The sequence below is a fragment of the Flavobacterium koreense genome (assembly GCF_054776075.1).
Genome location: NZ_BAAHCF010000002.1, coordinates 58,417 through 82,442, shown reverse-complemented (window position 1 = coordinate 82,442; position 24,026 = coordinate 58,417). Strand labels below are relative to the sequence as shown.

Annotated in this window: 22 protein-coding genes; 7 read left to right on the top strand and 15 right to left on the bottom strand. The window is 31.5% G+C overall.

Annotated elements, in window-relative coordinates:
* Positions 1-415 precede the first annotated feature (415 nt).
* The 4 genes from ACYU7A_RS00680 to purN all read right to left on the bottom strand — a co-directional run bounded on the left by ACYU7A_RS00680 (position 416) and on the right by purN (position 4,477).
* Positions 416-2,314, bottom strand: a complete 1,899-nt coding sequence (locus ACYU7A_RS00680; protein ID WP_460573455.1) for an amidophosphoribosyltransferase — start codon at positions 2,312-2,314, stop codon at positions 416-418.
* A gap of 73 nt (positions 2,315-2,387) precedes the next feature.
* Complete coding sequence (locus ACYU7A_RS00675) at positions 2,388-3,311, bottom strand: PfkB family carbohydrate kinase (protein WP_460573453.1); 924 nt, start codon at positions 3,309-3,311, stop codon at positions 2,388-2,390.
* 107 nt (positions 3,312-3,418) lie between these two features.
* Positions 3,419-3,898, bottom strand: coding sequence for a ribonuclease HI (gene rnhA, locus ACYU7A_RS00670; protein WP_460573451.1), 480 nt, complete (start codon positions 3,896-3,898; stop codon positions 3,419-3,421).
* Positions 3,899-3,907: 9 nt separating this feature from the next.
* Complete coding sequence (purN, locus tag ACYU7A_RS00665) at positions 3,908-4,477, bottom strand: phosphoribosylglycinamide formyltransferase (RefSeq protein WP_460573449.1); 570 nt, start codon at positions 4,475-4,477, stop codon at positions 3,908-3,910.
* Positions 4,478-4,652: 175 nt separating this feature from the next.
* Between purN and ACYU7A_RS00660 the strand changes: the two genes are divergently transcribed.
* The 6 genes from ACYU7A_RS00660 to ACYU7A_RS00635 all read left to right on the top strand — a co-directional run bounded on the left by ACYU7A_RS00660 (position 4,653) and on the right by ACYU7A_RS00635 (position 9,973).
* Complete coding sequence (locus ACYU7A_RS00660; protein ID WP_007137004.1) at positions 4,653-4,889, top strand: acyl carrier protein; 237 nt, start codon at positions 4,653-4,655, stop codon at positions 4,887-4,889.
* Between the two features lie 176 nt (positions 4,890-5,065).
* Positions 5,066-6,319 carry a beta-ketoacyl-ACP synthase II gene (gene fabF / locus ACYU7A_RS00655; RefSeq protein ID WP_396144816.1) on the top strand — a complete coding sequence of 418 codons (1,254 nt, stop codon included), beginning with the start codon at positions 5,066-5,068 and terminating at the stop codon, positions 6,317-6,319.
* Positions 6,320-6,326: 7 nt separating this feature from the next.
* On the top strand, positions 6,327-7,070 hold the full coding sequence (locus ACYU7A_RS00650; RefSeq protein ID WP_460573446.1) for a ribonuclease III family protein: 744 nt from the start codon (positions 6,327-6,329) through the stop codon (positions 7,068-7,070).
* Between the two features lie 114 nt (positions 7,071-7,184).
* Positions 7,185-7,673 carry an IPExxxVDY family protein gene (locus tag ACYU7A_RS00645; RefSeq protein ID WP_460573444.1) on the top strand — a complete coding sequence of 163 codons (489 nt, stop codon included), beginning with the start codon at positions 7,185-7,187 and terminating at the stop codon, positions 7,671-7,673.
* Between the two features lie 3 nt (positions 7,674-7,676).
* Positions 7,677-9,107, top strand: a complete 1,431-nt coding sequence (gene pyk, locus ACYU7A_RS00640) for a pyruvate kinase (RefSeq protein WP_460573442.1) — start codon at positions 7,677-7,679, stop codon at positions 9,105-9,107.
* Positions 9,108-9,217: 110 nt separating this feature from the next.
* Positions 9,218-9,973, top strand: coding sequence for a Bax inhibitor-1/YccA family protein (locus ACYU7A_RS00635; RefSeq protein WP_460573440.1), 756 nt, complete (start codon positions 9,218-9,220; stop codon positions 9,971-9,973).
* Positions 9,974-10,050: 77 nt separating this feature from the next.
* Here ACYU7A_RS00635 and ACYU7A_RS00630 read toward each other — a convergent pair whose 3' ends face one another.
* Together ACYU7A_RS00630 and dinB are read right to left on the bottom strand one after the other, a co-directional pair.
* Positions 10,051-10,566 carry a PAS domain-containing protein gene (locus ACYU7A_RS00630; protein WP_460573438.1) on the bottom strand — a complete coding sequence of 172 codons (516 nt, stop codon included), beginning with the start codon at positions 10,564-10,566 and terminating at the stop codon, positions 10,051-10,053.
* 83 nt (positions 10,567-10,649) lie between these two features.
* Positions 10,650-11,732, bottom strand: a complete 1,083-nt coding sequence (dinB, locus tag ACYU7A_RS00625; RefSeq protein WP_460573436.1) for a DNA polymerase IV — start codon at positions 11,730-11,732, stop codon at positions 10,650-10,652.
* An 83-nt stretch (positions 11,733-11,815) separates the two neighbouring features.
* Between dinB and ACYU7A_RS00620 the strand changes: the two genes are divergently transcribed.
* Positions 11,816-12,283: a CYTH domain-containing protein gene (locus ACYU7A_RS00620; protein ID WP_460573434.1), complete on the top strand. Its 468-nt coding sequence runs from the start codon at positions 11,816-11,818 to the stop codon at positions 12,281-12,283.
* Between the two features lies 1 nt (position 12,284).
* Here ACYU7A_RS00620 and ACYU7A_RS00615 read toward each other — a convergent pair whose 3' ends face one another.
* From ACYU7A_RS00615 to ACYU7A_RS00575, 9 genes are all read right to left on the bottom strand, one after another.
* The gene (locus ACYU7A_RS00615; RefSeq protein ID WP_460573432.1) at positions 12,285-12,776 is read right to left on the bottom strand and encodes a septal ring lytic transglycosylase RlpA family protein; all 492 of its coding nucleotides are present in this window, start codon (positions 12,774-12,776) and stop codon (positions 12,285-12,287) included.
* Positions 12,777-12,879: 103 nt separating this feature from the next.
* Positions 12,880-13,311 carry a hypothetical protein gene (locus ACYU7A_RS00610; RefSeq protein WP_345095396.1) on the bottom strand — a complete coding sequence of 144 codons (432 nt, stop codon included), beginning with the start codon at positions 13,309-13,311 and terminating at the stop codon, positions 12,880-12,882.
* Between the two features lie 104 nt (positions 13,312-13,415).
* On the bottom strand, positions 13,416-16,190 hold the full coding sequence (locus tag ACYU7A_RS00605) for a TonB-dependent receptor (RefSeq protein WP_460573430.1): 2,775 nt from the start codon (positions 16,188-16,190) through the stop codon (positions 13,416-13,418).
* Positions 16,191-16,408: 218 nt separating this feature from the next.
* A complete protein-coding gene (gene pgi / locus ACYU7A_RS00600; protein ID WP_460573428.1) occupies positions 16,409-18,052 on the bottom strand; it encodes a glucose-6-phosphate isomerase in 1,644 nt (547 codons plus the stop codon).
* Between the two features lie 123 nt (positions 18,053-18,175).
* Entirely contained in the window at positions 18,176-19,399 is a 1,224-nt protein-coding gene (locus tag ACYU7A_RS00595; RefSeq protein WP_460573426.1) for a peptidoglycan DD-metalloendopeptidase family protein, read from the bottom strand.
* 15 nt (positions 19,400-19,414) lie between these two features.
* Entirely contained in the window at positions 19,415-20,341 is a 927-nt protein-coding gene (locus tag ACYU7A_RS00590; protein ID WP_460573424.1) for a tryptophan 2,3-dioxygenase family protein, read from the bottom strand.
* Positions 20,338-21,114, bottom strand: coding sequence for a DUF3108 domain-containing protein (locus ACYU7A_RS00585; RefSeq protein WP_396144841.1), 777 nt, complete (start codon positions 21,112-21,114; stop codon positions 20,338-20,340). Before ACYU7A_RS00585 ends, ACYU7A_RS00590 begins: the two co-directional genes overlap by 4 nt.
* Positions 21,115-21,414: 300 nt before the next feature.
* A complete protein-coding gene (gene hppD / locus ACYU7A_RS00580) occupies positions 21,415-22,575 on the bottom strand; it encodes a 4-hydroxyphenylpyruvate dioxygenase (protein WP_460573422.1) in 1,161 nt (386 codons plus the stop codon).
* 78 nt (positions 22,576-22,653) lie between these two features.
* A complete protein-coding gene (locus tag ACYU7A_RS00575; RefSeq protein WP_460573420.1) occupies positions 22,654-23,814 on the bottom strand; it encodes a homogentisate 1,2-dioxygenase in 1,161 nt (386 codons plus the stop codon).
* Positions 23,815-24,026 lie beyond the last annotated feature (212 nt).

The window sequence follows — 24,026 nt, the reverse complement described above, 5'->3', positions numbered from 1 at the left end:
CACTTAGTCTTATAAAAATCAAAAACCGGTTGTGTGTGCAACCGGTTTTTTTTGTGTGTGAATTTTTAAAAAGACGTTCGCGAGAGCGAACGCCTTTTTGCCCCAAATCTACCATAAACTTAACCTACTAATTCTATGGTACTACAAACATAATAGGAAGACACCTACAAATGCAGTTAAAATGGCTTAATATATTGGGATGATAGGCAAATGAGAGTAAATAAACCTTTTTGAAAGTGGAACTTATAGAAAATAAAAAAGGTGAAATTTCTTTCACCCTTTTTGCCCCAAATCTACCATAAACTTAACCTACTAATGCTATGGTCCTCCAAAGATATATGGCGGTGTATTGTGTTTCAAAATATTATTGATGAATTACAATAATAATCGATGAAATACACTATTTATACTATTTTTAATAAGCTCTAGCGTCTTTTCCTTCGTAAAAGTTCATAAATGCTCTGTTTACAACACGATTTCCACCTGGTGTTGGATAGTCACCAGTGAAGTACCAATCTCCTAAATTCTTCGGACATGCTACATGTAAATTGTCAACTGATTGAAAAATGATTTTTACTTCTGCTTTTATATCACTTGAAGTTAATAATTGAGCTATTTTATTTGATATTTCTATATCGCTAAATGGCGAATATATTTCTGTAACGTAATTAACTACTTCTGAGTCTTTTAAGTCTTCTTGAGCTTTGCATTTTCTATAAACCTCATCAACGATTTTATATTGATTTCGCTCTTTTAAAAGTTCTATTGCGGCTTGAAAAGCTACTAATCCTTCCAGCTTAGCCATATCAATTCCGTAGCAATCTGGATACCTAATTTGTGGCGCCGATGAAACAACAACTATTCTTTTTGGATTTAATCGATCCATCATTTTGATGATACTCATTTTAAGAGTTGTACCACGAACGATACTATCATCAATAATTACCAAATTATCGGTTGGTTTAATAACTCCATAGGTAACATCATAAACGTGTGCAACCAAATCATCACGATTGGCATCATCCGTTATAAATGTTCTTAATTTGGCATCTTTTATAGCAATTTTTTCAGTTCTGATTTTTACAGATAACAATTCTTCCAAAGAATCTTTGGTTAGCTTTTTTCTATTGTCAAGAATGAACTTGTTTTTTCTTTGATTTAAGAAATCATTAGCTGCTTCAACCATTCCGTAAAAAGAGGTTTCTGCTGTATTTGGAATATAAGAAAAAACCGTGTTGTCTGTATCATTTTCAATGGCTTCAAGAACCGCTGGAAGTATTAATTTTCCTAATTCTTTTCTTTCTTGATAAATTTCGGCATCGCTTCCTCTTGAAAAATAAATTCTTTCAAACGAACAAGCTTTTTTTACTGTTGGAACAATAATTTCCTCTTCTGTAACGGTTCCGTTTTTCTTAATTATTAATGCGTTTCCTGGTTGTAATTCTTGTACTTTATCAAAAGCAACGTTGAAAACGGTTTGGATAACTGGTCGCTCTGAAGCTACAACAACAATTTCATCATCTTCATAGAAATAAGCCGGACGAATTCCTGCTGGATCTCTAAAAACAAAGGCATCTCCATGTCCAAAAAGTCCTGCCATTGCATAACCTCCATCCCAACCTTTGGAAGCACGTTTTAATATTTTGGCAACAGGAAGTTTTTCAGCAATTACTGGTGAAGCTTCTCTTTTGGATAATCCGTTATTTTTACATTCTTGGTATAAATCGGTAACTTCATCATCAAGAAAATGTCCGATTTTCTCCATTACGGTCACCGTATCCGCCATTTCTTTTGGATGTTGTCCTAATTCTACTAGACTATTGAAAAGTTCTTTAACATTCGTCATGTTGAAATTTCCAGCAACGATAAGATTTCGGTGCATCCAATTATTTTGACGTAAAAAAGGATGGACACTTTCGATACTATTTTTTCCAAAAGTTCCGTAGCGAACGTGACCAAGAAATAATTCTCCGATGTATGGAATATTGGCTTTTTGAAGCGCCACATTATCAGCGTATTCTGGATGTAAGGTCAATTCTTCGTTTACACGTTCATTGATTTGTTTAAAAACATCTTGAATCGCTTGTGCATCGTTAGAACGAACGCGGCTTATGTATCGTTCGCCTGGTTCAACATCAAGTTTAATCGATGCAAATCCGGCACCGTCTTGACCGCGATTGTGCTGCTTTTCCATCAAAAGATACATTTTCTGTATTCCGTAGAAAGCCGAACCGTATTTTTCTTTGTAGAATTCTAACGGTTTTTTTAATCGTAAAAGTGCAATTCCACATTCGTGTTTGATTGCGTCACTCATTGTATTGTAGTTGTTTAGTTGTGTGTTGTATTTTCAAATAAAAATGCCCCGATAATTTCGAGGCATAAATTTATTATAATTCTATATCAAAATGTGTTAAAGCTTTGAATTGTTTCAATCTTTCTTGCACTTCTTCTTTTTTCAATGATTCCATTCTTTCTGTTCCGAATTTTTCTACGCAGAACGATGCTAAGTTAGAACCTTGAATAATCGCAGTTTTCATTGTATTAAATGAAACATCGCCTTGTTGCGCAATATATCCTGAAAAACCTCCTGCAAAAGTATCTCCTGCACCTGTTGGATCAAAAACGTCTGCTAATGGTAATGCTGGTGCGAAGAAAATATGTTCATTGTGGAAAATTAACGCGCCGTGTTCTCCTTTTTTAATCACTACATATTTTGGTCCCATTGTGTGAATTTTAGCAGCAGCTTTCACTAAAGAATATTCTCCTGAAAGTTGACGAGCTTCTTCATCATTGATTGTGATTACATCAACGCGTTTGATAACGTCTAATAATTCTGGCAAAGCACAATCCATCCAAAAATTCATAGTATCAAGAACTACTAATTTTGGTGTTGATGTCATTTGATTTAAAACACCTAATTGAACTAGCGGATGCAAGTTTCCTAACATTACTACTTCGGCATTTTTAAAATCTTGAGGAACTACTGGATTAAAATCGGCAAGAACGTTTAATTCTGTTGCTAAAGTATCTCTAGAGTTCATGTCGTTGTGGTAACGACCGCTCCAAAAGAATGTTTTTCCGCCTTTTACGATTTCAATTCCTGAGATATCGATGTTTCTTGCAGTCAATGAATCTAAATATTCTTGTGGAAAATCTTCACCAACCACCGAAACGATTCCTGATTTTACATTGAAATGCGAAGCTGAAAGTCCGATAAACGTTGCAGCACCACCAAGAATTTTATCTGTTTTTCCAAAAGGAGTTTCGATAGCGTCAAAAGCAACCGTTCCTACTATTAAAAGTTTGTTCATTTTTACGTTTTCAAATTAAAGGTGCAAAGATAAACTTTAGTTTAGAAGTTTAAAAGTTTATAGTTTAAAAGTTTAAAAGGATTTTGAGGTTTAAAGTTTTGAGTAATTTACAACAACTTCCCATCTTCATTTTCATAAAAAGCATCGATTGATAAATTAGGTAAACCCGATGCATAAACTGCTAATTCATCGCAACGTTCGTTTTGTGGATGATTGTTGTGTCCTTTGATCCATTTGAAATCTACATGGTGTTTTCTGTAAACTTTTAGAAAGCGTTTCCATAAATCGGAGTTTTTTCTGTTGGCAAATCCTTTTTTCTCCCAACCTAAAACCCATTTTTTCTCTACAGAATCGACAACATATTTTGAATCAGAAATTACTAAAACTTTCATATTTGGATTTTTTAGTTTTTCTAAACCTACAATTACGGCAAGAAGTTCCATTCTATTATTTGTAGTTAATCGAAAGCCTTCGTAAAACTCTTTTTTATGTGATGTGCCAACAAGTTCCATAACAACGCCATAACCGCCGTTTCCGGGATTTCCTTTGGCCGCGCCGTCAGTGTAGATGTGGACTTCGTGTGACATGGTTGCGAGTTACGAGTTTCGGGTTAAAAGTTTTTCAATTACTTCAGGGAAATATTGGTATTCCAAAACGTGAATTTTATTGGCTATTTCTTCTGCGGATTTGCAATCTTCAATATTTACAGATTTTTGGAAAATAAATTCACCTTCATCATAATGTTCGTTAACATAATGAATGGTAATTCCTGTTTCTTTTTCTTTATTTTCTAAAACCGCTTGGTGCACATTCATTCCATACATTCCTTTTCCACCATAATTTGGTAAAAGCGCTGGATGAATGTTTATTACTTTATTTGGATATACTTTTATAATGTGTTCAGGAAATTTCCATAGAAATCCGGCAAGAACAATTAAATCGGGTTGAATTTTGTTTAATTTTTCCAAAACAATTCCATCGTTTAGCTCTTGTCTATTGAAAACTTGAGAAGGAACGTTTAATTTTTTTGCTCTTTCTAACACTTTGGCATTAGGATTGTTAGTGAAGACTTCGAATACGTTCACAAGATTTTTTTTATTGAAATGTAATATGATATTCTCGGCGTTAGAACCCGATCCAGAAGCGAATATTACTATTTTACTCATTTACCTGTAATTTTAATTACGCAAAAAAAAGAATAATAAATGATAATAAATAATATAAATGAGGTCTTTGTAAAATTATTTTTTTAATTTCGTATTCACATTTATTAACTAAAAGGTGGATTTAAAATAAAGTTTTTTATTTTTGCCAACAATTTAAATTTTAAAATTAAAGATTATGTCAGACATTGCATCAAGAGTTAAAGCGATTATCGTAGACAAATTAGGCGTTGACGAGAATGAAGTTGTAACAGAAGCAAGCTTCACAAACGATTTAGGAGCTGATTCATTAGACACTGTTGAGCTTATTATGGAGTTCGAAAAAGAATTTGATATTCAAATTCCAGACGACCAAGCAGAAAACATTGCTACTGTAGGTCAAGCTATTTCTTACATCGAAGAAGCAAAAAAATAATAAAATAAAACACCCGTACACTATAAATGTGTGCGGGTTTTTATTATTTTTAAAAAAATTAGACTATTTTTGATTGAATTTCAATCACACTATATTGAAATACCCTTGTCTCTTTAAGTTCAAATTATAAAGAAAACAGGGTATTATTTGTTTAAAATACATTTAAAAAAAATTATATGCAATTAAAGCGTGTTGTTGTAACTGGTCTTGGAGCATTAACTCCTATTGGAAATTCCATCCAAGAATATTGGGATGGTTTAATTAATGGAAAAAGTGGTGCTGCTCCAATAACATATTACGATACTGAAAAGCATAAAACAAAATTTGCTTGCGAAGTAAAAAACTTCAATATTGAAGATTACATGGATCGTAAAGAATCGCGTCGATTAGATAAATTTTCTCACTATGCTATTGCATCAAGTGATGAAGCTATCAAAGATGCTGGAATTACTCATGACAACGTAAACAAACATAGAGTTGGAGTAATTTGGGGTGCAGGAATTGGCGGTTTGGAGACTTTTCAAGAAGAAGTGATGTACTATGCCAAAGGCGATGGAACTCCAAAATTCAATCCATTCTTTATCCCGAAAATGATTGCCGATATTGCTCCTGCTCATATTTCAATGAGAAATGGCTATATGGGTCCAAATTATACAACGGTTTCTGCTTGTGCATCTTCTGCTAATGCTATGATTGATGCATTTAATTATATTCGTTTAGGAATGTGTGATGTAATTATCACTGGAGGTTCTGAAGCGGCTGTAACTATTGCAGGAATGGGCGGATTTAATTCGATGCATGCTTTATCTACAAGAAATGAAAGCCCAGAAACGGCTTCGCGTCCATTTGATGCAACTCGTGATGGTTTTGTTCTTGGAGAAGGTTCTGGTGCCATTGTTTTAGAAGAATACGAACATGCAAAAGCGCGTGGTGCAAAAATTTATTGTGAAATTGGTGGTGGCGGAATGTCATCAGATGCTTATCACTTAACTGCTCCACATCCAGAAGGAATTGGTGTAATTGCCGTTATGGAAAACACGTTACGTGATGCAGGAATGACACCAGAAATGGTTGATCATATCAATACACACGGAACTTCAACGCCACTTGGTGATGTTGCCGAATTGAAAGCGATTAGTCATGTTTTTGGTGCTCATGCTAAAAACATCAACATTAATTCAACTAAATCAATGACAGGTCATTTACTTGGTGCTGCTGGTGCGATTGAAGCAATTGCAGTTATTTTAGCAATGAAACACAGTATCGTTCCTCCAACAATTAATCATACTGTTGTAGACGAAAATATTGACCCATCGTTGAATTTAACTTTAAACAAACCGCAAAACAGAGAAATCAAAGTGGCTATGAGTAATACTTTTGGCTTTGGTGGACACAATGCTTGTGTGTTATTTAAAAAACTAGAAGAATAAAGTTTTCATGCGATTACTTAAAAAAATATTTACCCGAAATTCCCGTCCTGTTGAAGGCGGGAATTTTTTTGTTGCTATCGAAAAAATTATTGGTTCAAAACCAGTTAATCTAAAATTCTACGAAAAAGCATTTACCCATCGTTCTTCCAATAAATTGGATGCCAATGGAAATCCTTTAAATTATGAACGTTTGGAATTTCTTGGAGATTCCATGTTGAGTTCTGTCATCGCTGCACATTTATATAAAGAAGCGCCTCTTGGTGACGAAGGTTATTTAACAAAAATGCGTTCTAAAATTGTAAGTCGTGAACATTTGAATGAACTTGGTCGTGATTTACATCTCATTGATTATGTAGAAAGTAAGGTTCCTTCTTCTCATTTTGGAGAAAATATTCATGGTAATATTTTTGAAGCTTTAGTTGGAGCCATTTTTCTTGATAAAGGTTATGCCGGTTGTGAAGAATTTATTCAGAAAAGAGTTATCATTCCTTATGTTGATATTGCTCGATTGGAAGGAAAAGTAATAAGCTATAAAAGTTTGGTTATTGAATGGTGTCAAAAAGAGAAAAAGCAATTCAATTTTGATGTTTTTGACGATAATGGAAACGATGGTCAACGTTATTTTGGAGTAAAATTGAGTATTGATGATAAAGTAATTGCAAAATCGAGAGCAACTTCTAAAAAGAAGGCAGAAGAAATTGCTTCAAAACGTGCTTATTTTGCATTTCAAGAAAAAATTAACAAAATTTAATGCAAATTCTCATAAAGCTATAACGTTTTCGTTTATAAAATAACGTTAATCTAATACTTCATTGGTGTTTTGAATTTCTATAAACACTATATTTACAACTTATTTTGGCACAAAATGGGTAATCTTAAACTATCTATTGAGGAATTTGAAGAAGACGATTTTTTTATTATCGCCATTCATACTCCATTGGAAGATTATCGTTTGGCTTATTTTTTAAATCTGAATCTTGAGATTTTTTTAAGTAAAAATAAAAATGATATTGAATCTCAAGTAAAAGAGGGAAAAACATCGTTTGCAAGATTCACTTTTGAAGACAAAGAAAAATTCATCAAGTGGGATTTGGTTCAAAATAAAAACGAAATTGAAATCGTTGAAAATATTAATCAGCAAGATTTGTTTTCCGGATTTAAAAATAAATTTTCTGCATCGGCTTTTTTATTGCCTGAATATAAAAAAGTAGATTATTTTCTTAAAATAGAAAATGCAGAAAAGGAAATAGAAATTGATACAATCGTTTCAAAAATAAATAGTATCGAAAGTGTAAAAATGGTTTATGCTATCGATTCTGAAAATATAAAATCAAAAAATAATTTAATTTTTTAAAAAATGCCAACAAGAAAAAAGACTAAAATTGTAGCCACGTTAGGTCCAGCTTGTAGTTCAAAAGAAGTCATTAGAGACATGGTTGAAGCCGGAGTAAACGTATTTAGAATTAACTTTTCTCATGCCGATTACACTGATGTTAAAGAACGAATCGATATTATTAGAGAATTAAATGCCGAATACGGTTATACAACAGGAATTCTTGCAGATTTACAAGGTCCGAAACTTCGTGTAGGAGTAATGAGTGAAGATGTTGTTGTAAATCCAGGTGATATTATCACTTTTCAAACCGCAGAAGACGTTCCAGGAACAAAAGACAGAGTTTACATGAACTATCTTGAATTTCCAAGAGATGTAAATCCAGGTGAAAAAATTCTTTTGGATGATGGAAAGTTAATGTTTGAAGCTTTAGAAACTAATGGAACTACCGAAGTAAAATGTAAAGTTATTCAAGGTGGACCATTGAAATCTAAAAAAGGAGTAAATCTTCCTAATACTAAAGTTTCACTTCCGGCACTTACTAAAAAAGATATTAAAGATGCACTTTTTGCTATTGAACAAGATGTCGATTGGATTGCCTTATCGTTTGTAAGAACTCCAGCCGATTTAGAAGAATTGCAAGATTTAATTGCTAAAAATTCTGATCATAAAATTCCAATTATTGCAAAAATTGAAAAACCAGAAGCAGTAGAAAATATTGATAAAATTGTTGCTTTTTGCGATGGTTTAATGGTGGCTCGTGGTGATTTGGGAGTTGAAATTCCAGCACATGAAGTTCCTTTGATTCAAAAGAAATTAATTCATAGAGCTAAAACGGCTCGTATTCCAGTAATTGTGGCAACACAAATGATGGAAACGATGATTACAAGTTTAACTCCAACTAGAGCAGAAGTTAACGACGTTGCTAACTCTGTTATGGATGGTGCTGATGCAGTAATGTTATCAGGAGAAACCTCAGTTGGAAATTATCCTGTTCAAGTAATTGAAAAAATGACACAAATCATTGAAGCAGTTGAAGATTCTCCGCTAATTCAAGTACCATTAACGGCACCGCAAGTTAGAACGAAACGTTTTATTACCAAGTCTATTTGCTATCATGCAGCGTATATGGCAAATGAAATTAAAGCAAAAGCAATTTCAACATTAACTAATAGTGGTTATACAGCTTTTCAGATTTCGGCTTGGCGTCCATCGGCTCATATTTTGGTTTATACTTCTAACAGAAGAATTCTAACTCAATTGAACTTACTTTGGGGTGTAAATGCGTTTTTCTATGATAAGTTTGTAAGTACAGACGACACTGTAGAAGACATTAACCACATTGCAAAAGAAAATGGATATGTTAAGAAAGGTGATATTCTAATCAATCTTGCAGCAATGCCAGTTGTTGATAAAGGAATGGTAAATACGTTGAGAATTTCTGAGATAGAATAAATCTCATTTAAAAATAAATCAAAAGGATTATTGAAATAGTTAAATATTTTGATAATCCTTTTTACATTTCAAAAGAAAAAGTATATTTGAACAACTAAATTAAATTAATTATGGAATCAAAAAACCCGTTTTTTAAGACAAAAACATTCTCTAATACTTCTGCGGCGAATGATAACGTAAGCGTTATAGATTACAACGAAACAATGACGGTTTCAGGAACAATTAATAAAAGTTTTATTTTATTAATGTTATTAGTTGCCACAGCTTTTATCACATGGAATTTAGCTTTCAATGGTTATAATCCTATTGTTTTAACTATTGGTGGTGCTATTGTTGGTTTGATTTTAGTATTAATTTCAACTTTTAAACCGCATCTTTCTACTTATTTAGCACCAGCTTATGCTTTATTTGAAGGATTATTTATTGGTGGAATTTCTGCTTTTTTTGAAGCAAGTTACCCAGGATTAGTAATTCAAGCCGTTGGTGGAACATTTGTTACGTTTTTAGTTTGTTTTGCATTATACAAATACAACATTGTAAAAGTTAATGAAAAATTCAAATCGATAGTAATTGCTGCTACGTTAGCTATTGGTGTTTACTATTTAGTATCTTGGTTATTATCAATGTTTACAAGCTTTCAACCAGTTCATTATGGAAATTCTATGATGAGTATTGGAATCAGTGTTTTTGTAATTGTAATTGCCGCTTTAAACCTATTTTTAGATTTTGATCAAATAGAAAAAGGTGCACAAGAAAAAATGCCAAAATACATGGAATGGTATGGCGCTATGGGATTAATGATAACTTTAGTTTGGTTATACATTGAATTCTTGAGATTATTATCAAAATTATCTAGTAGAGATTAATCTATATTTTATCTATAAAAAAAAAAGCGTTCAAAAAATCTTGAACGCTTTTTTTTAAGTTTAATTTTTTTTTAAATCTAAGCTGCTATTTTTTCAAAAGCTATAAAATTGATGAGTTTACCATTTGTGTCAAATACAGGATAACCTTTAATCTGACATTTATATAACGAGCCGTCTTTGCAATAATTAATAATAACTTTATCAAATGGTTGCTTTGCTTTTACTGCTTCGCTAATTTCTTTAGATATTTTCTCGTTGGTAAGTTTACCTTGAAACATTTTTGGTGAATTTCCAATAACTTCATTTGGAGTATAACCATTCATCTCCACCATATTTTTGGAAGCAAAAACTATTGACAATTGTGCATCAGTAACAACAATGACAGTATCACTAGTAAGTTCTTCTTTGTAATCCCAAGTGGTGTTCCATTTGTTATCTTTTACAATTCTATTTAATAAATTGGCATCTGAAAGCGTCAGTCTAAATTTGTCAAAACTTTTAGAATAGAAATCCCAACAAGTTAGTGGAAAGCTATTTAAAGTCAGACTATTATAGTGCTTTGCTATGGCATTTTCGTAATTTGAAAGTTTCATTTTTTAATCAATTTGAGGCAAATCTAAAATGATTTTTCAAAAACAAACACTTTCTTTCAAAGATTAACTTTTGTTGAACGATTTTAAAACTCAAATCGCAACTGAACTACAACTGTTTTCTTTATTTCTGTGTTCAAATTATTAAGCGAAATTCCGAGTAATCGAACCGAATCTTTCATTCGTTCTTGGTAAAGCAATTCTTTGGCCGTTTCAAATAGCAAACCTTTATCTGAAATAAAATAAGGCAAGGTTTTACTTCTTGTTTGCGTGGTAAAATCGCTGTATTTAATCTTTAATGTGACTGTTTTGCCAGAAATGTTATGTTTCTTTAATCGCTTCTCTAATTCGGCCGCAATGCGTTCTAAACGTTCTTGCATGAAGATTTCTGAAGTTAGATTTTCATTAAAAGTGTGTTCAGCAGCAACTGACTTTGAAACTCTATTCGGTTTGACTTCGCTATTATGAATTCCTCGAACGATATTATAATAAAATCCACCACTTTTTCCGAAGTGTTGTTCCAAATATTCTTTGGTTTTGGATTTCAAATCTTTTCCGGTGAAAATTCCGTGATGGTACATTTTTTCAGTAGTTACTTTTCCAATTCCGTAGAATTTTTTGATGTCTAATTTTTCTAAAAAATCTTCAACTTCATCAGGATTTACGGTTTTTTGTCCGTTGGGTTTGTTGTAATCACTTGCAATTTTGGCAACAAATTTATTTACAGAAATTCCTGCTGAAGCTGTTAATCCAACTTCTTCAAAAATTCGTTTTCTAATTTCTTGAGCAATTAAAGTAGCACTTGGATTTCCTTTTTTATTTTGAGTAACGTCTAAATAAGCTTCATCTAACGAAAGTGGTTCTACCAAATCGGTATAATCGTGAAAAATCTTTCTTATTTTATTGGAAATCTCTTTGTAGCGGTCAAATCTTGGTCGGACAAAAATTAATTCAGGACAATTTCTCTTGGCTTGAATGCCGCTCATAGCACTTCTTACACCAAATTTTCTAGCTTCATAACTTGCTGCAGAAACGACACCTCTAACTTCACTTCCGCCAACAGCTAATGGTTTTCCTTTTAATTCAGGATTATCCATTTGTTCAACAGAAGCGTAAAAAGCATCCATATCGACGTGAATTATTTTTCGATATTTAATTTCCTCTGACATATTACAAATTTAGATGTTTTTATTTCAGATTTTAGAAATCGAAACCTTATAGTTTTGTATTTTTATAGAAAATTATACTTCACATGATTGAAATAGAACGTAAATATTTAGTTACTTCTTTAGATTTTTTAAACGAATATTCTTCAAAAAACGAAATCGCTCAAGGGTATTTAAGTTCTAACCCAGAACGTACTGTAAGAATTAGAATAAAAGGAAAAAAGGGCTTCCTTACCATTAAGGGAATTGGCAGTGAAAGTGGTGTTTCTCGTTTTGAATGGGAAAAAGAAATAGCTGCTGAAGAAGCAAAATCACTTTTAAAATTGTGCGAAAAAGGTGTAATTGAAAAAACTCGATATGAGGTAAAATCGGGAAAACACATCATAGAAATTGATGTATTTCATGGAGAAAACGACGGATTAATTTTAGCTGAAATTGAATTAGAAAACGAAAACGAAACAATTTTAAAACCCAATTGGCTTGGAACTGAAGTTACCAATGATGAACGATATTATAATGCTTATTTAAGCCAAAATCCGTTTAGAAATTGGTAGATTATTTTTGAAGTATTTCAATTGTAACAATAACCGATCCTGATCTTTTGTTGTTTACAATACTCATAAAGGCTCTTTTGGACAAATCTATTTCTCTTCCTCTCACAAATGGTCCTCTGTCGGTTACCTCAACGATTACAGATTTTCCATTCAACTCGTTAGTTACTTTTAATAAGGTTCCGAAAGGAAGTTTTTTGTGAGCTGCAGTTAATTTTGTGCTATCGTATTTTTTACCACTTGCTGTTTTTCTGCCATTAAATTTATCAGCATAGTAAGACGCGTGAGCTTTCTTTTTATAAGGTTTAAACTTTCCTTTATAAACTAAAGTGCTATCTATTTCAATAGTTTCAGATACAATATTATCTTTTTTTATGGAATCTGTTTTCTGTTTTTTTAAATCTCTTAAATTTCCGTTTTGAGCTTTAAAAGATAAACTTGAAAAGAACATTAGGAAACATAAAAAAAATAAAAGTATTGGTGTGCTTTTTTTCATAATAGTAAAACTTAAGACCAAAAATAATACCAAATTACCAATTTGTAAGTAGTAGTAATTTGACATTGCTAAAAAAAGTCCTTTTCAGGACTTGCTTTTTATTTTATAACCATAATTTCCAAGGAATTCTTATTAGAATTAAAACCAAACCTAAACCATAAAATAAAGTTATTGATTTGAATTTAGATTCATTTGTTGCTCCTTTTTTATGTTTAGACCATCCTATAGTAATCAGTGTAATTGCAATTATATTGGTTAATGGATGTTCTAACATCGTTAATCTTAATTCCGGAATTTTCATTGCTCCTTCAGTAGAAAAGGCTTTCATTCCAACTTCAGAAATAAAATACAAAATTAAGCCAACTACCAATTGTATATGAGTTGCTATCAATGCAAAAAGAGCAATTTTTCGGTCTTTAGCAGTAAATTCTTTTTTGGAAGTCATTCCAATAACTGAATTAACAACTGCAAGTACTAATAGTAAAAGTGCTAAATATGCCCAACCAGAATGAAATTTTTGAATGAAATTATACATGAAAATTTATTTTTTGTTTTAACAAATATAGAAAAAAAAGAATAAAAAAACGGCACTCTTGATTAAGAATGCCGTTTTTTAATATTAATTTTAAACTTGTTTAACTAGAAGTTGTAAGTAATTCCGAAGTTCCAAGTTCTACCAAAACCAAACCATACTCTGTTAGCATCAGCTACTCCATTGTATGTTCTACCCAACTGGTTGTATGTTTGACCTCCACTTGCTACGTCGTCTGCAAAGATGTTAGTTTGTGATTCAAGTATAAAAAATTCATCAAATAAGTTGTCTACATTTAATGTTAAACTAACTGAATCTTTTTTACCTCTTCCCACAGCTAATTTATAGTTTAAACCAGCATCAAAAACATAATAAGATGGTAATTGTAAAGTTCCTTTGTTTATTTGATTACTGAAACTTGCTGGATTAATATCAGCATACAATTTATCATAATAGTTTCCGGTAATATTGAACTTAAATTTTGGTATAAATTCATAATCCAATCCAAGTGATGATGTTAATTGTGCTGCACTTCCAACTCTAACGTTATCTAAATAAACCTTAGTTCCAGTAGCAATAATTTCATTTTGATTGTTGAATGTATCACCTGTTGATTCTCCTTTGTAAGACCAATCTCCAATTGAAAACATACCATTAATTCTTAATGTAGAAATTGGCTTATAATTAAAGTCTAATTCTGCACCTTGATGTAATTGGCTAACTCCATTGAATACAAAATAACCTTGAGGATTACTAGGTGCAGTATCACCTCTACTTGTAAATCTGTCGTCCCATTGTGTTCTGTAAACATTAACGTTAGCATTAAATTTAGGAGATCTAAATCCGTAACCAGCTTCAATACCTAATATTTTCTCATTAACAACGTCATCATTTACTAAATTTCTACTATTTGGGAAAATAGCATCAATAAATGGTTGTCTTGAATAATAACCAACGTTAGCAAATACATTATGCTTGTCATTAAGATTGTAATTAGCTCCTAACTTGATATTTCCGCCTAATCTGTTTTGTTTTTCTGATGTTTGAACTGGGTCGGCATTTGTATATAAAAATCTATCTACTCTTTGAAAATCTTGATTAGAAATTGCTCCTTGAACAAAAGCGGTTAATTTTTCTGTAGCATATTCTGCTTGTGCAAATCCTCCAATCCAATTTACTAAACCATCCCAATCTCTATCGACAATGGTGTTTTTAGTAGCATTAAAGAATGGGTTTAATGAAGGAGAAGCTACAAAAGTTTCGTTAGTATAGAAAGGATTGTTATTAACATTTCTTGTATCCTTGTAGAAATCTGCTCCAAGTAAGTCATTAACATTTCTTACATGGATCCCTTTATAAGTTCTGTAATCAATACCTGCATCAATTGTTATTTTATCAAACTTTTTATTAATGTTCATAATACCTCCAAACCAGTTGTGAGAGTTTATTCCGGAAATCATTGAAATACCATTTGATGCTGTATTTACGTTACCAAAACCAGCTTCTGGAGCTTTAGATGTATTTACAGTACCTGTAAAATTAGCATTTGGAATTGTAATTATTTGTCCTTGATTGTATTGACGAATTAATTCATAATTTACCAAACCATTAGCATCTCTTAATCGGTTATTAGCATAATTTAGATTAGTTGTACCTGCTACAACATTACCGAATGCACCTGAACCTCCACCACGGCCCCATGAACCATAAACTAATGCATTTAATTTAGTTGTACTATTGATATCCCATTCCCAATTTAATGAACCTACTGGTTTATGATAGAAGTTTCTTCTTACGTTAAATTCCTTACCATCCAGATAACCCCAATCTTCATTCCATTTTCTATTAGGCTCACCATTTTCACCTCTATTGATGTATCTTTGAATTGTTATACCTGTACTTCTTTGGTGATGCCATTGAGGAGCACCTGTGAATGTAAATTCAAGATTGTGTTTCTTGTTTATTTCATAACCAAATGCTAAAAAATAATTTTGCCCTTCAAATTTTGTCCCATCTACATATCCGTCTCCTCCTGTTGAACTCATTAAGATAGATGCAGAAAGTCCATTTTTCATTTTTCCGGTTGAATAGGTAGCTACAAATTTACGATAGTCGTCATTTCCAGTCATTGCATTAACAAAACCACCTTCTTTTCTTTGTGAAGATTTAGTTACAATGTTAATAGTTCCTCCTACTGAAGAAATTGCAAGTCTAGAAGACCCTAAACCTCTTTGTACTTGCATTGAGCTTGCAACATCTGATAATCCTGCCCAGTTACTCCAAAAAACTCTACCGTTTTCCATATCATTAACAGGCATACCATTAATCATTACGGCAATATTTTCTTGTCCGAAACCTCTTACTGTAATTCTTGAATCTCCAAAACCACCACTACCTTTAGAAGCATACACAGATGGTGTTGTATTTAATATCTCAACAAACTCTTTATTACCTAATTTTTGCTGTATTTCTGCGGCTTTTATTGTAGAAACTGCAACTGGAGTTTTTCTGTCTTTTGCAATATCAAAAAGTGAAGATCCTTTAATAACTACTTCTTCCAATTGACTTGCATCAGAAGCTAATTTTATTGATCCTAAATCAACTGTTTCGCCATTTTTAACTGTGAAATTAACTGTTTGTGTTTTGTAACCGATGTAAGAAATAACTACTTGCCCAGATGAAGCAGTAGTATTTAATGTAAATTTACCATCGATATCTGTTGAAGCTCCTGTTGAAGAACCTTTAACTACCACATTTACACCAGGTAATCCTGAATTTAATTCACTGTCTAATATTGTTCCTTTAATTTTTCCTTGAGAAAACATTACTGTTGCCATCAAAAGAAACATTACTGAAAATAAATTAGTTGTAACTTTTTTCATGTTGTTTTGGTTTTTAAATTATTGGTGCAAAATTGTAACTTTATTACTTTACATATGTTAAGCTAATGTTAACAAAGTGTTTTTTGTTGCGTTTTTCTTAGTCAATTTTATTTTATGAAATTTTTTTTATGAAAAAACTAAATTTTTAAGACAATCAATAAAAAAACCTTAATATTTTTACATATTAAGGTTTAAATTGAGATTCTTGTTGTTTTATTTTACTTATCATCAAGGAAATATTTGAGTAAAAAAGAAGTTGAATTATCGTGATTGTTAACTTTTTTAGAATTTATTTCCTCTAAAATTGAATTAGCCAACTGCTTTCCAAGTTCAACTCCCCATTGATCATAACTAAAAATATTCCAAATAACTCCTTGAACAAATATTTTGTGTTCGTATAATGCTATTAATGAACCTAATGATTCTGGTGTTAATTTTTGAATTAAAATAGTATTGGTAGGTTTATTACCCGAAAAAACTTTGAATGGCAAAAGGAATTCAGCTTTTTCAGATGAAACTCCTTGTTTATCAAATTCAGCTTTTACTTGTTCTGAAGTTTTTCCGTTTAACAAAGCTTCGGTTTGAGCAAAGAAATTAGACATCAACTTGTCATGATGATCATTATCACCATATAAAGGTTTAATATAACCAATAAAATCAGTCGGAATTAATTTTGTTCCTTGATGAATTAATTGAAAAAAGGCATGTTGTGAGTTAGTACCTGGTTCACCCCAAATTATAGTTCCTGTTTGATAATTTACTGGTTTACCATCTCTCCCAATACTTTTACCGTTACTTTCCATAATTCCTTGTTGTAAGTATGGTGCTAGTTTTTGTAAATATTGTGTGTATGGAATTAATGCTTCGCTTTCTGCGCCAAAAAAGTTATTGTACCAAATGCTAAGTAGAGCCAAAACTACTGGGATATTTTTATCAAAAGATTCGTTTCTGAAATGGTTATCCATTTTATTGGCTCCTTTTAATAAACTATCAAAATTATCAAATCCAACTGCTAGAGAAATAGACAATCCTACTGCACTCCAAAGTGAAAAACGTCCGCCAACCCAATCCCACATTGGGAAAATATTGTTCGAATCTATTCCAAATTCAGTTACTTTTTGGATATTTGTTGAAACTGCTACGAAGTGTTTAGCAACATCTTCTTGCTTAGCCGATTTTAAAAACCAAGCTCTAATCGTTTCAGAGTTTGTTAATGTTTCTTGAGTTGTAAAAGTTTTAGAAACAATTACAAAAAGTGTAGTTTCGGGATTTAATTTTTTAATTATCTCATTTACGTGATCACCATCTACATTAGAAACAAAATGCACATTTAAATGATTTTTATAATATTGCAAAGCTTCTACAACCATTGCTGGTCCTAAATCTGAACCACCAATTCCTATATTTACAATATCTGTAAATGGTTTTCCTGTATAACCTTTTCTCTCTCCAGAAACAATTTCATTAGTAAAATTTTTGATTTTCTTTTTAACGTCAAAAACTTCAGGCATAACGTTTTTTCCGTCAACAAGAATTACTGCGTTTTCAGTAGCTCGCAATGCTGTATGCAAAACAGCTCTATTTTCTGTTTGATTGATTAAATCACCTGTAAAATATTTTGAAATAGCATCTTTTAGATTAACTTCATTGGCTAAGTTTAGCAACAAATCTATTGTTTCTTGATTGATGTTGTTTTTTGAATAATCAACAAGAAAATCATTCCATTGAATGTGAAATTTTTCAGCTCTTTTCTCATCATTTTGAAACATCTCTTTTATGGAATTGTTTTCCATTTTAGAAAAATGTTTTTCAAGTAGTTTCCAAGAGTTTGTATGAGTAGGATTAATGTTTAGTAAAGACATAATAATTAATTTTGAGATACAAAATTAAATAAAACATTATAGATAAAGTTATAAGAAAATAAATTTGTTCACATAAAGAGCTATGCAAACGTTGTAGTTGATAAAAAGAGTTTGTTAAAAAATTTATTTATTAAACTTTATTTCTGCAACACTATCCAATGCTCTTTTTAAAGGTCTAATTTGTTCTTTGAATCTTGGAAGGTTTCTACTTTCCATTGGTTGTGAATTTGGAAGTTTTAATTTTAAAGCATCAACCTGAACACCATTTTTCCAGAAACGATAACATACGTGAGGGCCAGATGCCAAGCCTGTGCTACCAACTTTACCAATTACTTCTCCTTGTTTTACTCGTTGTCCTCTTCTTACAAGAATTCTCGACATATGTAAATATTGAGTAGCATAAATTTTGTCGTGTTTTACTTTTACAAAATTACCATTACCAGCAGTGTACCCTGCTTGTTCTACAACTCCAGCAGCTGTTGTCATAATTGGCGTTCCTGTTGGTGCAGCATAATCGGTTCCTTTATGAGGTTTCCATTTCAACTGAACCGGATGAAATCTGTTTTTAGAAAACTTTGAAGTAATGTGAACGAATTTTAATGGTGCTTTTAAGAAAAAGTTCTTTAAGGCTTTTCCTTGATCATTATAATAATCAACTTTTCCGCCTCTTTCTTGAATAAATGGAAAGGCATAAATTTTCTCTCCTTTATATTCAAAAAATGCTGCTCTTAAACTATCTACACCATCATAAATAGTGTCATTTATATATCTTTCTGTAAAACTTAGAGCAAATTTATCTCCTTTTTTAGATTTGAAAAAGTCAATAGACCACGCAAAAACTTTGGTAAGTTTTCCAGATAATGTTGGGTCAATTTTTAAATCTCTTAAAGTTTTTGTGAGTGGTCCTGTCAATTCTCCTGCGACAGTTCTTACTTTAAAAGTTAAAGGTCTAGATTTTTTAAATCCAACAACAGAATCTGTCAAATCAACTAAATAATAATCTATTCTATTGGGTTGATAAATTAAATATTGAAGTTTGTTATATTTATCTTTTGAACGTAAACAAACATAAGGTCTTTTAAATACAACGCTTGTTGGAAAAGAATTTTTAATAATTTTTAAAATTTCAGAGGCTTTTTTTCCATTAAGATTTTGCTTTTTTAAAATTTTCTCAAAAGTATCTTGTCTATCAATGGTGTCGAAATGAACATTAAATTGATCAAAATGAAATCCGTAATCAACTATTGGTTTATAGGGTTCACTATCTTCAATAACAAATTCTTCTTGTGTATTTTTACAAGAATATAATGAAAATAAAACAATTAAAAATAACGCTATTTTTCTCAATATGAGTCTTTTATTTTAACAATCTTCTCCCCAATTTTTCAATTCACTTTCACTCCATAATTCTGGAAAGAAAATTCTTCTTTGGTATTTTGGGTGCATGTATTTTTTCCAATCACTACCTCCAGTTGCTTCTCCTGAACCATGCCCGCTTTCAATATATTTTTTGGCCGCATTCAAATGTCCCATTACCCAAGTAATGTTTACTGTTTTGTCATAATGACGCATAGCTGCAACCAAATCTGGGTTTCTTTGATCATTTTCTGGTAACTCTTTGAATTTTTGCCAAATATTTATCGTGTTATATTCTTCCATATAACGCAGAAACTCGTCTTTATATTTTCGTTCAAATTCTAGAATTAAATATGACTTTTCACCTGTTTGATAATCTTTTCCAGCAGCTTGCCAATATAAGTGTTCAAATGCATGAGAATATGGTGTGTTTCTATCAATTGTTGCTCTAAAACGATAATCTATTAAATTAATTAAATCGGTTGAAGAAAATTCTATCAACCTATATTGAGCTGATTGAAAACCACTTGCTGGGGTTAAAGTATTTCTAAATTTCATATATTGTTCTACTTCCATACCATCACCCATTATATCAAATGAAGTAGTTAGCATATCAAAATAACGAGAAATTCTAGTTAATCTATCAGTGAAAAATTTAGTTTCAAGTTTTTCGCAATGACAAACTTGTTTTATTTCCCAAAGAATCATTTTAAACAATAACTCATTGACTTGATGATACATAATAAAAACCATTTCGTCTGGCAAAATGGTTCTTTGAGTTTGTAAATTTAATAAAGCATCTGTTTGAATATAATCCCAATAAGTAATTGGTTTTGACCAAAGTAAACCTTCTAGATGGGTATCTGTTTTTTGATTTATTGCATCAAATTTCTTTTCTAATTCCTCAATTAAATGAGTTGTTTCTGTGTTCATTTTTTTACTTTTATTGTAAATGGATTTGCTAATCCTTTAAAAGATTCTAAATCCGCTTTAAGAGAACCAACAGCTAGACTGGCTTTAATTCTTAAAGGAAGTTTATTGTCATCATCTGATATCCAAACAGTTAAGCTTTCTTGTTCTTTAAAAACTCTTCCTGATTGAACCAATGGTCTAAATATCATACAAGGAACCACTCCAAATTTAGTATCTAAATCCTCTCTGCCTATGAATTTTAACTTAAATTTTGTTGTTTCATCGTCAAAAAACATGTCGATTGCTATAGATTCACCCACTTTTAATTTATCAACATTTGGATGATTTCTAAGATAATAAAAGGTAGATACTATATCTTGAACATTTTCTGGAGTAGTAAATGTTTTGTTAGTATCGTTTTTATAATCTTTTACTAAGATAGTATTTTTATCTTGATTAAAAAAGCCTTCTTGGTTTTTTGTATAACCTCCCTCATCAATTTTTCTTACATAATGGTAGGGCTTTCCTGTAACTTTATCAAAATAAGACTCGTAGTTGTCGTCAACCTTAAAAAACCATTTTGACATACCTGTTGTATATCCGCGACCAATTGCATGAAAAACTTTCTTGTTATTTTTTGTAGCTTCTTTTACTTCAAGTGTAGCGTAACCTGCAGTCACTAATCCATAATGAATTCTAAACTTAAACCATTCTCCTACATCAAATGCTGATGGCCTTTGAGAATCAAAACTCACAGTTAAAAAAAGAAGTGCTAGTATAATTATCTTTTTCATTTTAAAATACTTTTTAATTGATTTTATAACTGTAATACAATTTCTGTTCCAAATGTATTAAAACAAAAAAACTCCGTCAAATATTGACGGAGTTTTTATGCTATTAACCAACCAAAAAACTATAAATTATGAAAAACTTATATAAAACTAGTAAGGAAACCACTCCTTTTCGTTTTGTGAGTACAAAGATAGGACTGTTTTTGAATTATTCTCAATGAAAAACAAACTTTAACATTTATTTGACAAAAACAACACTACTATAACGTTGTAATTTAATGATTGTTTAATAATTTTTAACTTTTATAGAGTTCCTCTCAAAGCTTGTTCTCTTTCTATTGACTCAAAAAGAGCTTTGAAGTTACCTGCTCCAAATCCGGTTGCACCCATTCTTTGAATGATTTCAAAAAATAAGGTTGGTCTGTCTTCAACTGGTTTGGTAAATATTTGTAAAAGATAACCATCTTCATCCGCATCAACTAAAATCGAAAGTCTTTGCAATTCTTTGATATCTTCTTTCATCATGTCTCTATGAACACCCAATCGATTTGGAATATCGTCATAATATGCTTGTGGAGGTGGAGGTAGAAATTCTACTCCTCTCGCTTTTAATCCAGCAACGGTTTTAATGATATTATCTGTTGCAACGGCTAGATGCTGAACTCCTGAATCTTCATAAAAATCTAGATATTCTTCAATTTGTGATTTTTTGTTTCCTTTTGCCGGCTCGTTTATTGGAAATTTAATTCTTCCATTACCATTACTCATTACTTTACTCATTAAAGCTGAATATTCGGTGTGGATTTGAGTATCATCAAAAGATAAGAAATTTTCAAATCCCATAACATCTTCATACCATTTTACCCATTGGTTCATTTGATTCCATCCCACATTTCCAACCATATGGTCAATATATTTTAATCCTAAAGCTTCTGGGTTGTAATCTGATTTCCATTCTACGAAACCTGGTAAAAAAGCACCATTATAGTTTTTTCGTTCTACAAATATGTGAACCGTTTCGCCATAAGTGTAAATTCCTGAACGAATGACTTCTCCGCGCTCGTCTTTTTCAACAGTTGGTTCCATGAAAGAAACAGCTCCACGTTTTGTGGTTTCTTCCCAAGCTGATTTTGCATCTTCTACCCAAAGTGCTATTACTTTTACACCATCACCATGCTTGCGCAAATGATCATTAATTGGTGAGCTACTGTTTAATGGAGTTGTTAGAACCAAACGAATTTTGTCTTGTTTAAGAACATAACTTACAGAATCTTTAGAACCTGTTTCTAATCCACGGTATGCGTGCGATTGAAATCCGAAGGCTGTTTTGTAATAATGTGCTGATTGTTTTGCGTTACCAACGTAAAATTCAACATAATCAGTTCCTAATAGTGGAAGAAAATCTTGTGCTCCACTGAATATTTTTTCTAGTCCGTATTCTACGGATTTTACTTCTTTACTCATTTTTGTTTTGTATTAAGATGAAAGTAATGTGAATTTAAGATTCAACTTTATTCAAAAGATACTTTCTAAAATTTATATTTATTTATCTAACCAAGATAGAAAGTAGGTTTCATCAGCAATTTTCATTGCTTCTTCTGTAACCATCAAGGGTTTGAAAGTATCGACCATAACGGCTAACTCTAGTGTTTCTTTTTTTCCAATACTTCTTTCTGCTGCTCCTGGGTGTGGTCCGTGCGGAATTCCTGCTGGATGTAGCGAAATATTTCCTGGTTTTACATCATTTCTGCTCATAAAATCGCCATCTACATAATACAAAACCTCATCGGCATCAATATTACTATGATTATATGGAGCTGGAATTGACAAAGGATGATAATCGTATAGTCTCGGAACAAAAGAACAAACAACAAAAGCAGATGTTTCAAATGTTTGATGAACTGGTGGCGGAAGATGAATTCGTCCGGTTATTGGTTCAAAATCATGAATAGAAAGTGCATAAGGATAATTAAAACCATCATAACCAACTACATCAAAAGGATGTGTGGCATACACCATTTCAAAAATTTCGTCTTTCTTTTTTACTTTGATTATGAAATCTCCAACTTCATTATTAGTTTCTAATTCATAAGGACGACGAATATCCCTTTCGCAATAGGGAGAATGTTCAAGTAACTGTCCGAACCAATTTCTGTATTGTTTTGGAGTGTAAATTGGAGAATGCGATTCAACAATAAACAATCTATTATCTTCAGTATCAAAATCGATTTTGTAGATTATCCCTCTTGGAATAATAAGGTAATCACCATATTTAAAATCTAAATTACCATAAATGGTTCTTAGTTTTCCTGATCCTTGATGGATGAAAATCATTTCATCAGAATCGGTATTTTTATAAAAATAATCGGTTGTTGATTTTCTTGGAGCTGCCAAAACAATATGACAATCAGAATTGGTCAATACTATTTTGCGGCTTTCTAAAAAGTCGTCTTGTGGCGCAACCTCAAAACCTCTTAATTTATAAGATTGGATATTGTTTGACTTAGCAATAGTTGGCGCAACACTATATTGAGAACGAATTTCTTTTACTTGTGTTGGACGTTGCTCGTGATAAGAATTAGTTGACATTCCGTCAAAACCAACGGTTCCAAAAAGCTGTTCATAATACAAATCGCCATTTGGTTTACGAAATTGTGTATGACGTTTAGGTGGGATATTTCCAAGTTTGTGATAAAATGGCATTTTCTTTTTGTTTTAAAGTTTAAAGTAGGAAAGTTTATTACTTTCGTTAACACTCAAAAAGAATTTCACTCATTCAGGATTTCTCTTGATGAGGAATTTTAAATGGATTAATAAGTTGTCCCATTTTTTCATTTAACAAATATCGGAAAAATATTTTTTAGTAGGTGTTAATTAAAAAATATTTATAAAATGAAAAAAGCATTAAAAATGAT

Bases quoted from the DNA above. Each gene is read 5' to 3' on its own strand.
- ACYU7A_RS00680 (WP_460573455.1), bottom strand. From the start codon at position 2,314: ATGAGTGACGCAATCAAACACGAATGTGGAATTGCACTTTTACGATTA.
- ACYU7A_RS00675 (WP_460573453.1), bottom strand. From the start codon at position 3,311: ATGAACAAACTTTTAATAGTAGGAACGGTTGCTTTTGACGCTATCGAA.
- rnhA (WP_460573451.1), bottom strand. From the start codon at position 3,898: ATGTCACACGAAGTCCACATCTACACTGACGGCGCGGCCAAAGGAAAT.
- purN (WP_460573449.1), bottom strand. From the start codon at position 4,477: ATGAGTAAAATAGTAATATTCGCTTCTGGATCGGGTTCTAACGCCGAG.
- ACYU7A_RS00660 (WP_007137004.1), top strand. From the start codon at position 4,653: ATGTCAGACATTGCATCAAGAGTTAAAGCGATTATCGTAGACAAATTA.
- fabF (WP_396144816.1), top strand. From the start codon at position 5,066: ATGCAATTAAAGCGTGTTGTTGTAACTGGTCTTGGAGCATTAACTCCT.
- ACYU7A_RS00650 (WP_460573446.1), top strand. From the start codon at position 6,327: ATGCGATTACTTAAAAAAATATTTACCCGAAATTCCCGTCCTGTTGAA.
- ACYU7A_RS00645 (WP_460573444.1), top strand. From the start codon at position 7,185: ATGGGTAATCTTAAACTATCTATTGAGGAATTTGAAGAAGACGATTTT.
- pyk (WP_460573442.1), top strand. From the start codon at position 7,677: ATGCCAACAAGAAAAAAGACTAAAATTGTAGCCACGTTAGGTCCAGCT.
- ACYU7A_RS00635 (WP_460573440.1), top strand. From the start codon at position 9,218: ATGGAATCAAAAAACCCGTTTTTTAAGACAAAAACATTCTCTAATACT.
- ACYU7A_RS00630 (WP_460573438.1), bottom strand. From the start codon at position 10,566: ATGAAACTTTCAAATTACGAAAATGCCATAGCAAAGCACTATAATAGT.
- dinB (WP_460573436.1), bottom strand. From the start codon at position 11,732: ATGTCAGAGGAAATTAAATATCGAAAAATAATTCACGTCGATATGGAT.
- ACYU7A_RS00620 (WP_460573434.1), top strand. From the start codon at position 11,816: ATGATTGAAATAGAACGTAAATATTTAGTTACTTCTTTAGATTTTTTA.
- ACYU7A_RS00615 (WP_460573432.1), bottom strand. From the start codon at position 12,776: ATGAAAAAAAGCACACCAATACTTTTATTTTTTTTATGTTTCCTAATG.
- ACYU7A_RS00610 (WP_345095396.1), bottom strand. From the start codon at position 13,311: ATGTATAATTTCATTCAAAAATTTCATTCTGGTTGGGCATATTTAGCA.
- ACYU7A_RS00605 (WP_460573430.1), bottom strand. From the start codon at position 16,190: ATGAAAAAAGTTACAACTAATTTATTTTCAGTAATGTTTCTTTTGATG.
- pgi (WP_460573428.1), bottom strand. From the start codon at position 18,052: ATGTCTTTACTAAACATTAATCCTACTCATACAAACTCTTGGAAACTA.
- ACYU7A_RS00590 (WP_460573424.1), bottom strand. From the start codon at position 20,341: ATGAACACAGAAACAACTCATTTAATTGAGGAATTAGAAAAGAAATTT.
- ACYU7A_RS00585 (WP_396144841.1), bottom strand. From the start codon at position 21,114: ATGAAAAAGATAATTATACTAGCACTTCTTTTTTTAACTGTGAGTTTT.
- hppD (WP_460573422.1), bottom strand. From the start codon at position 22,575: ATGAGTAAAGAAGTAAAATCCGTAGAATACGGACTAGAAAAAATATTC.
- ACYU7A_RS00575 (WP_460573420.1), bottom strand. From the start codon at position 23,814: ATGCCATTTTATCACAAACTTGGAAATATCCCACCTAAACGTCATACA.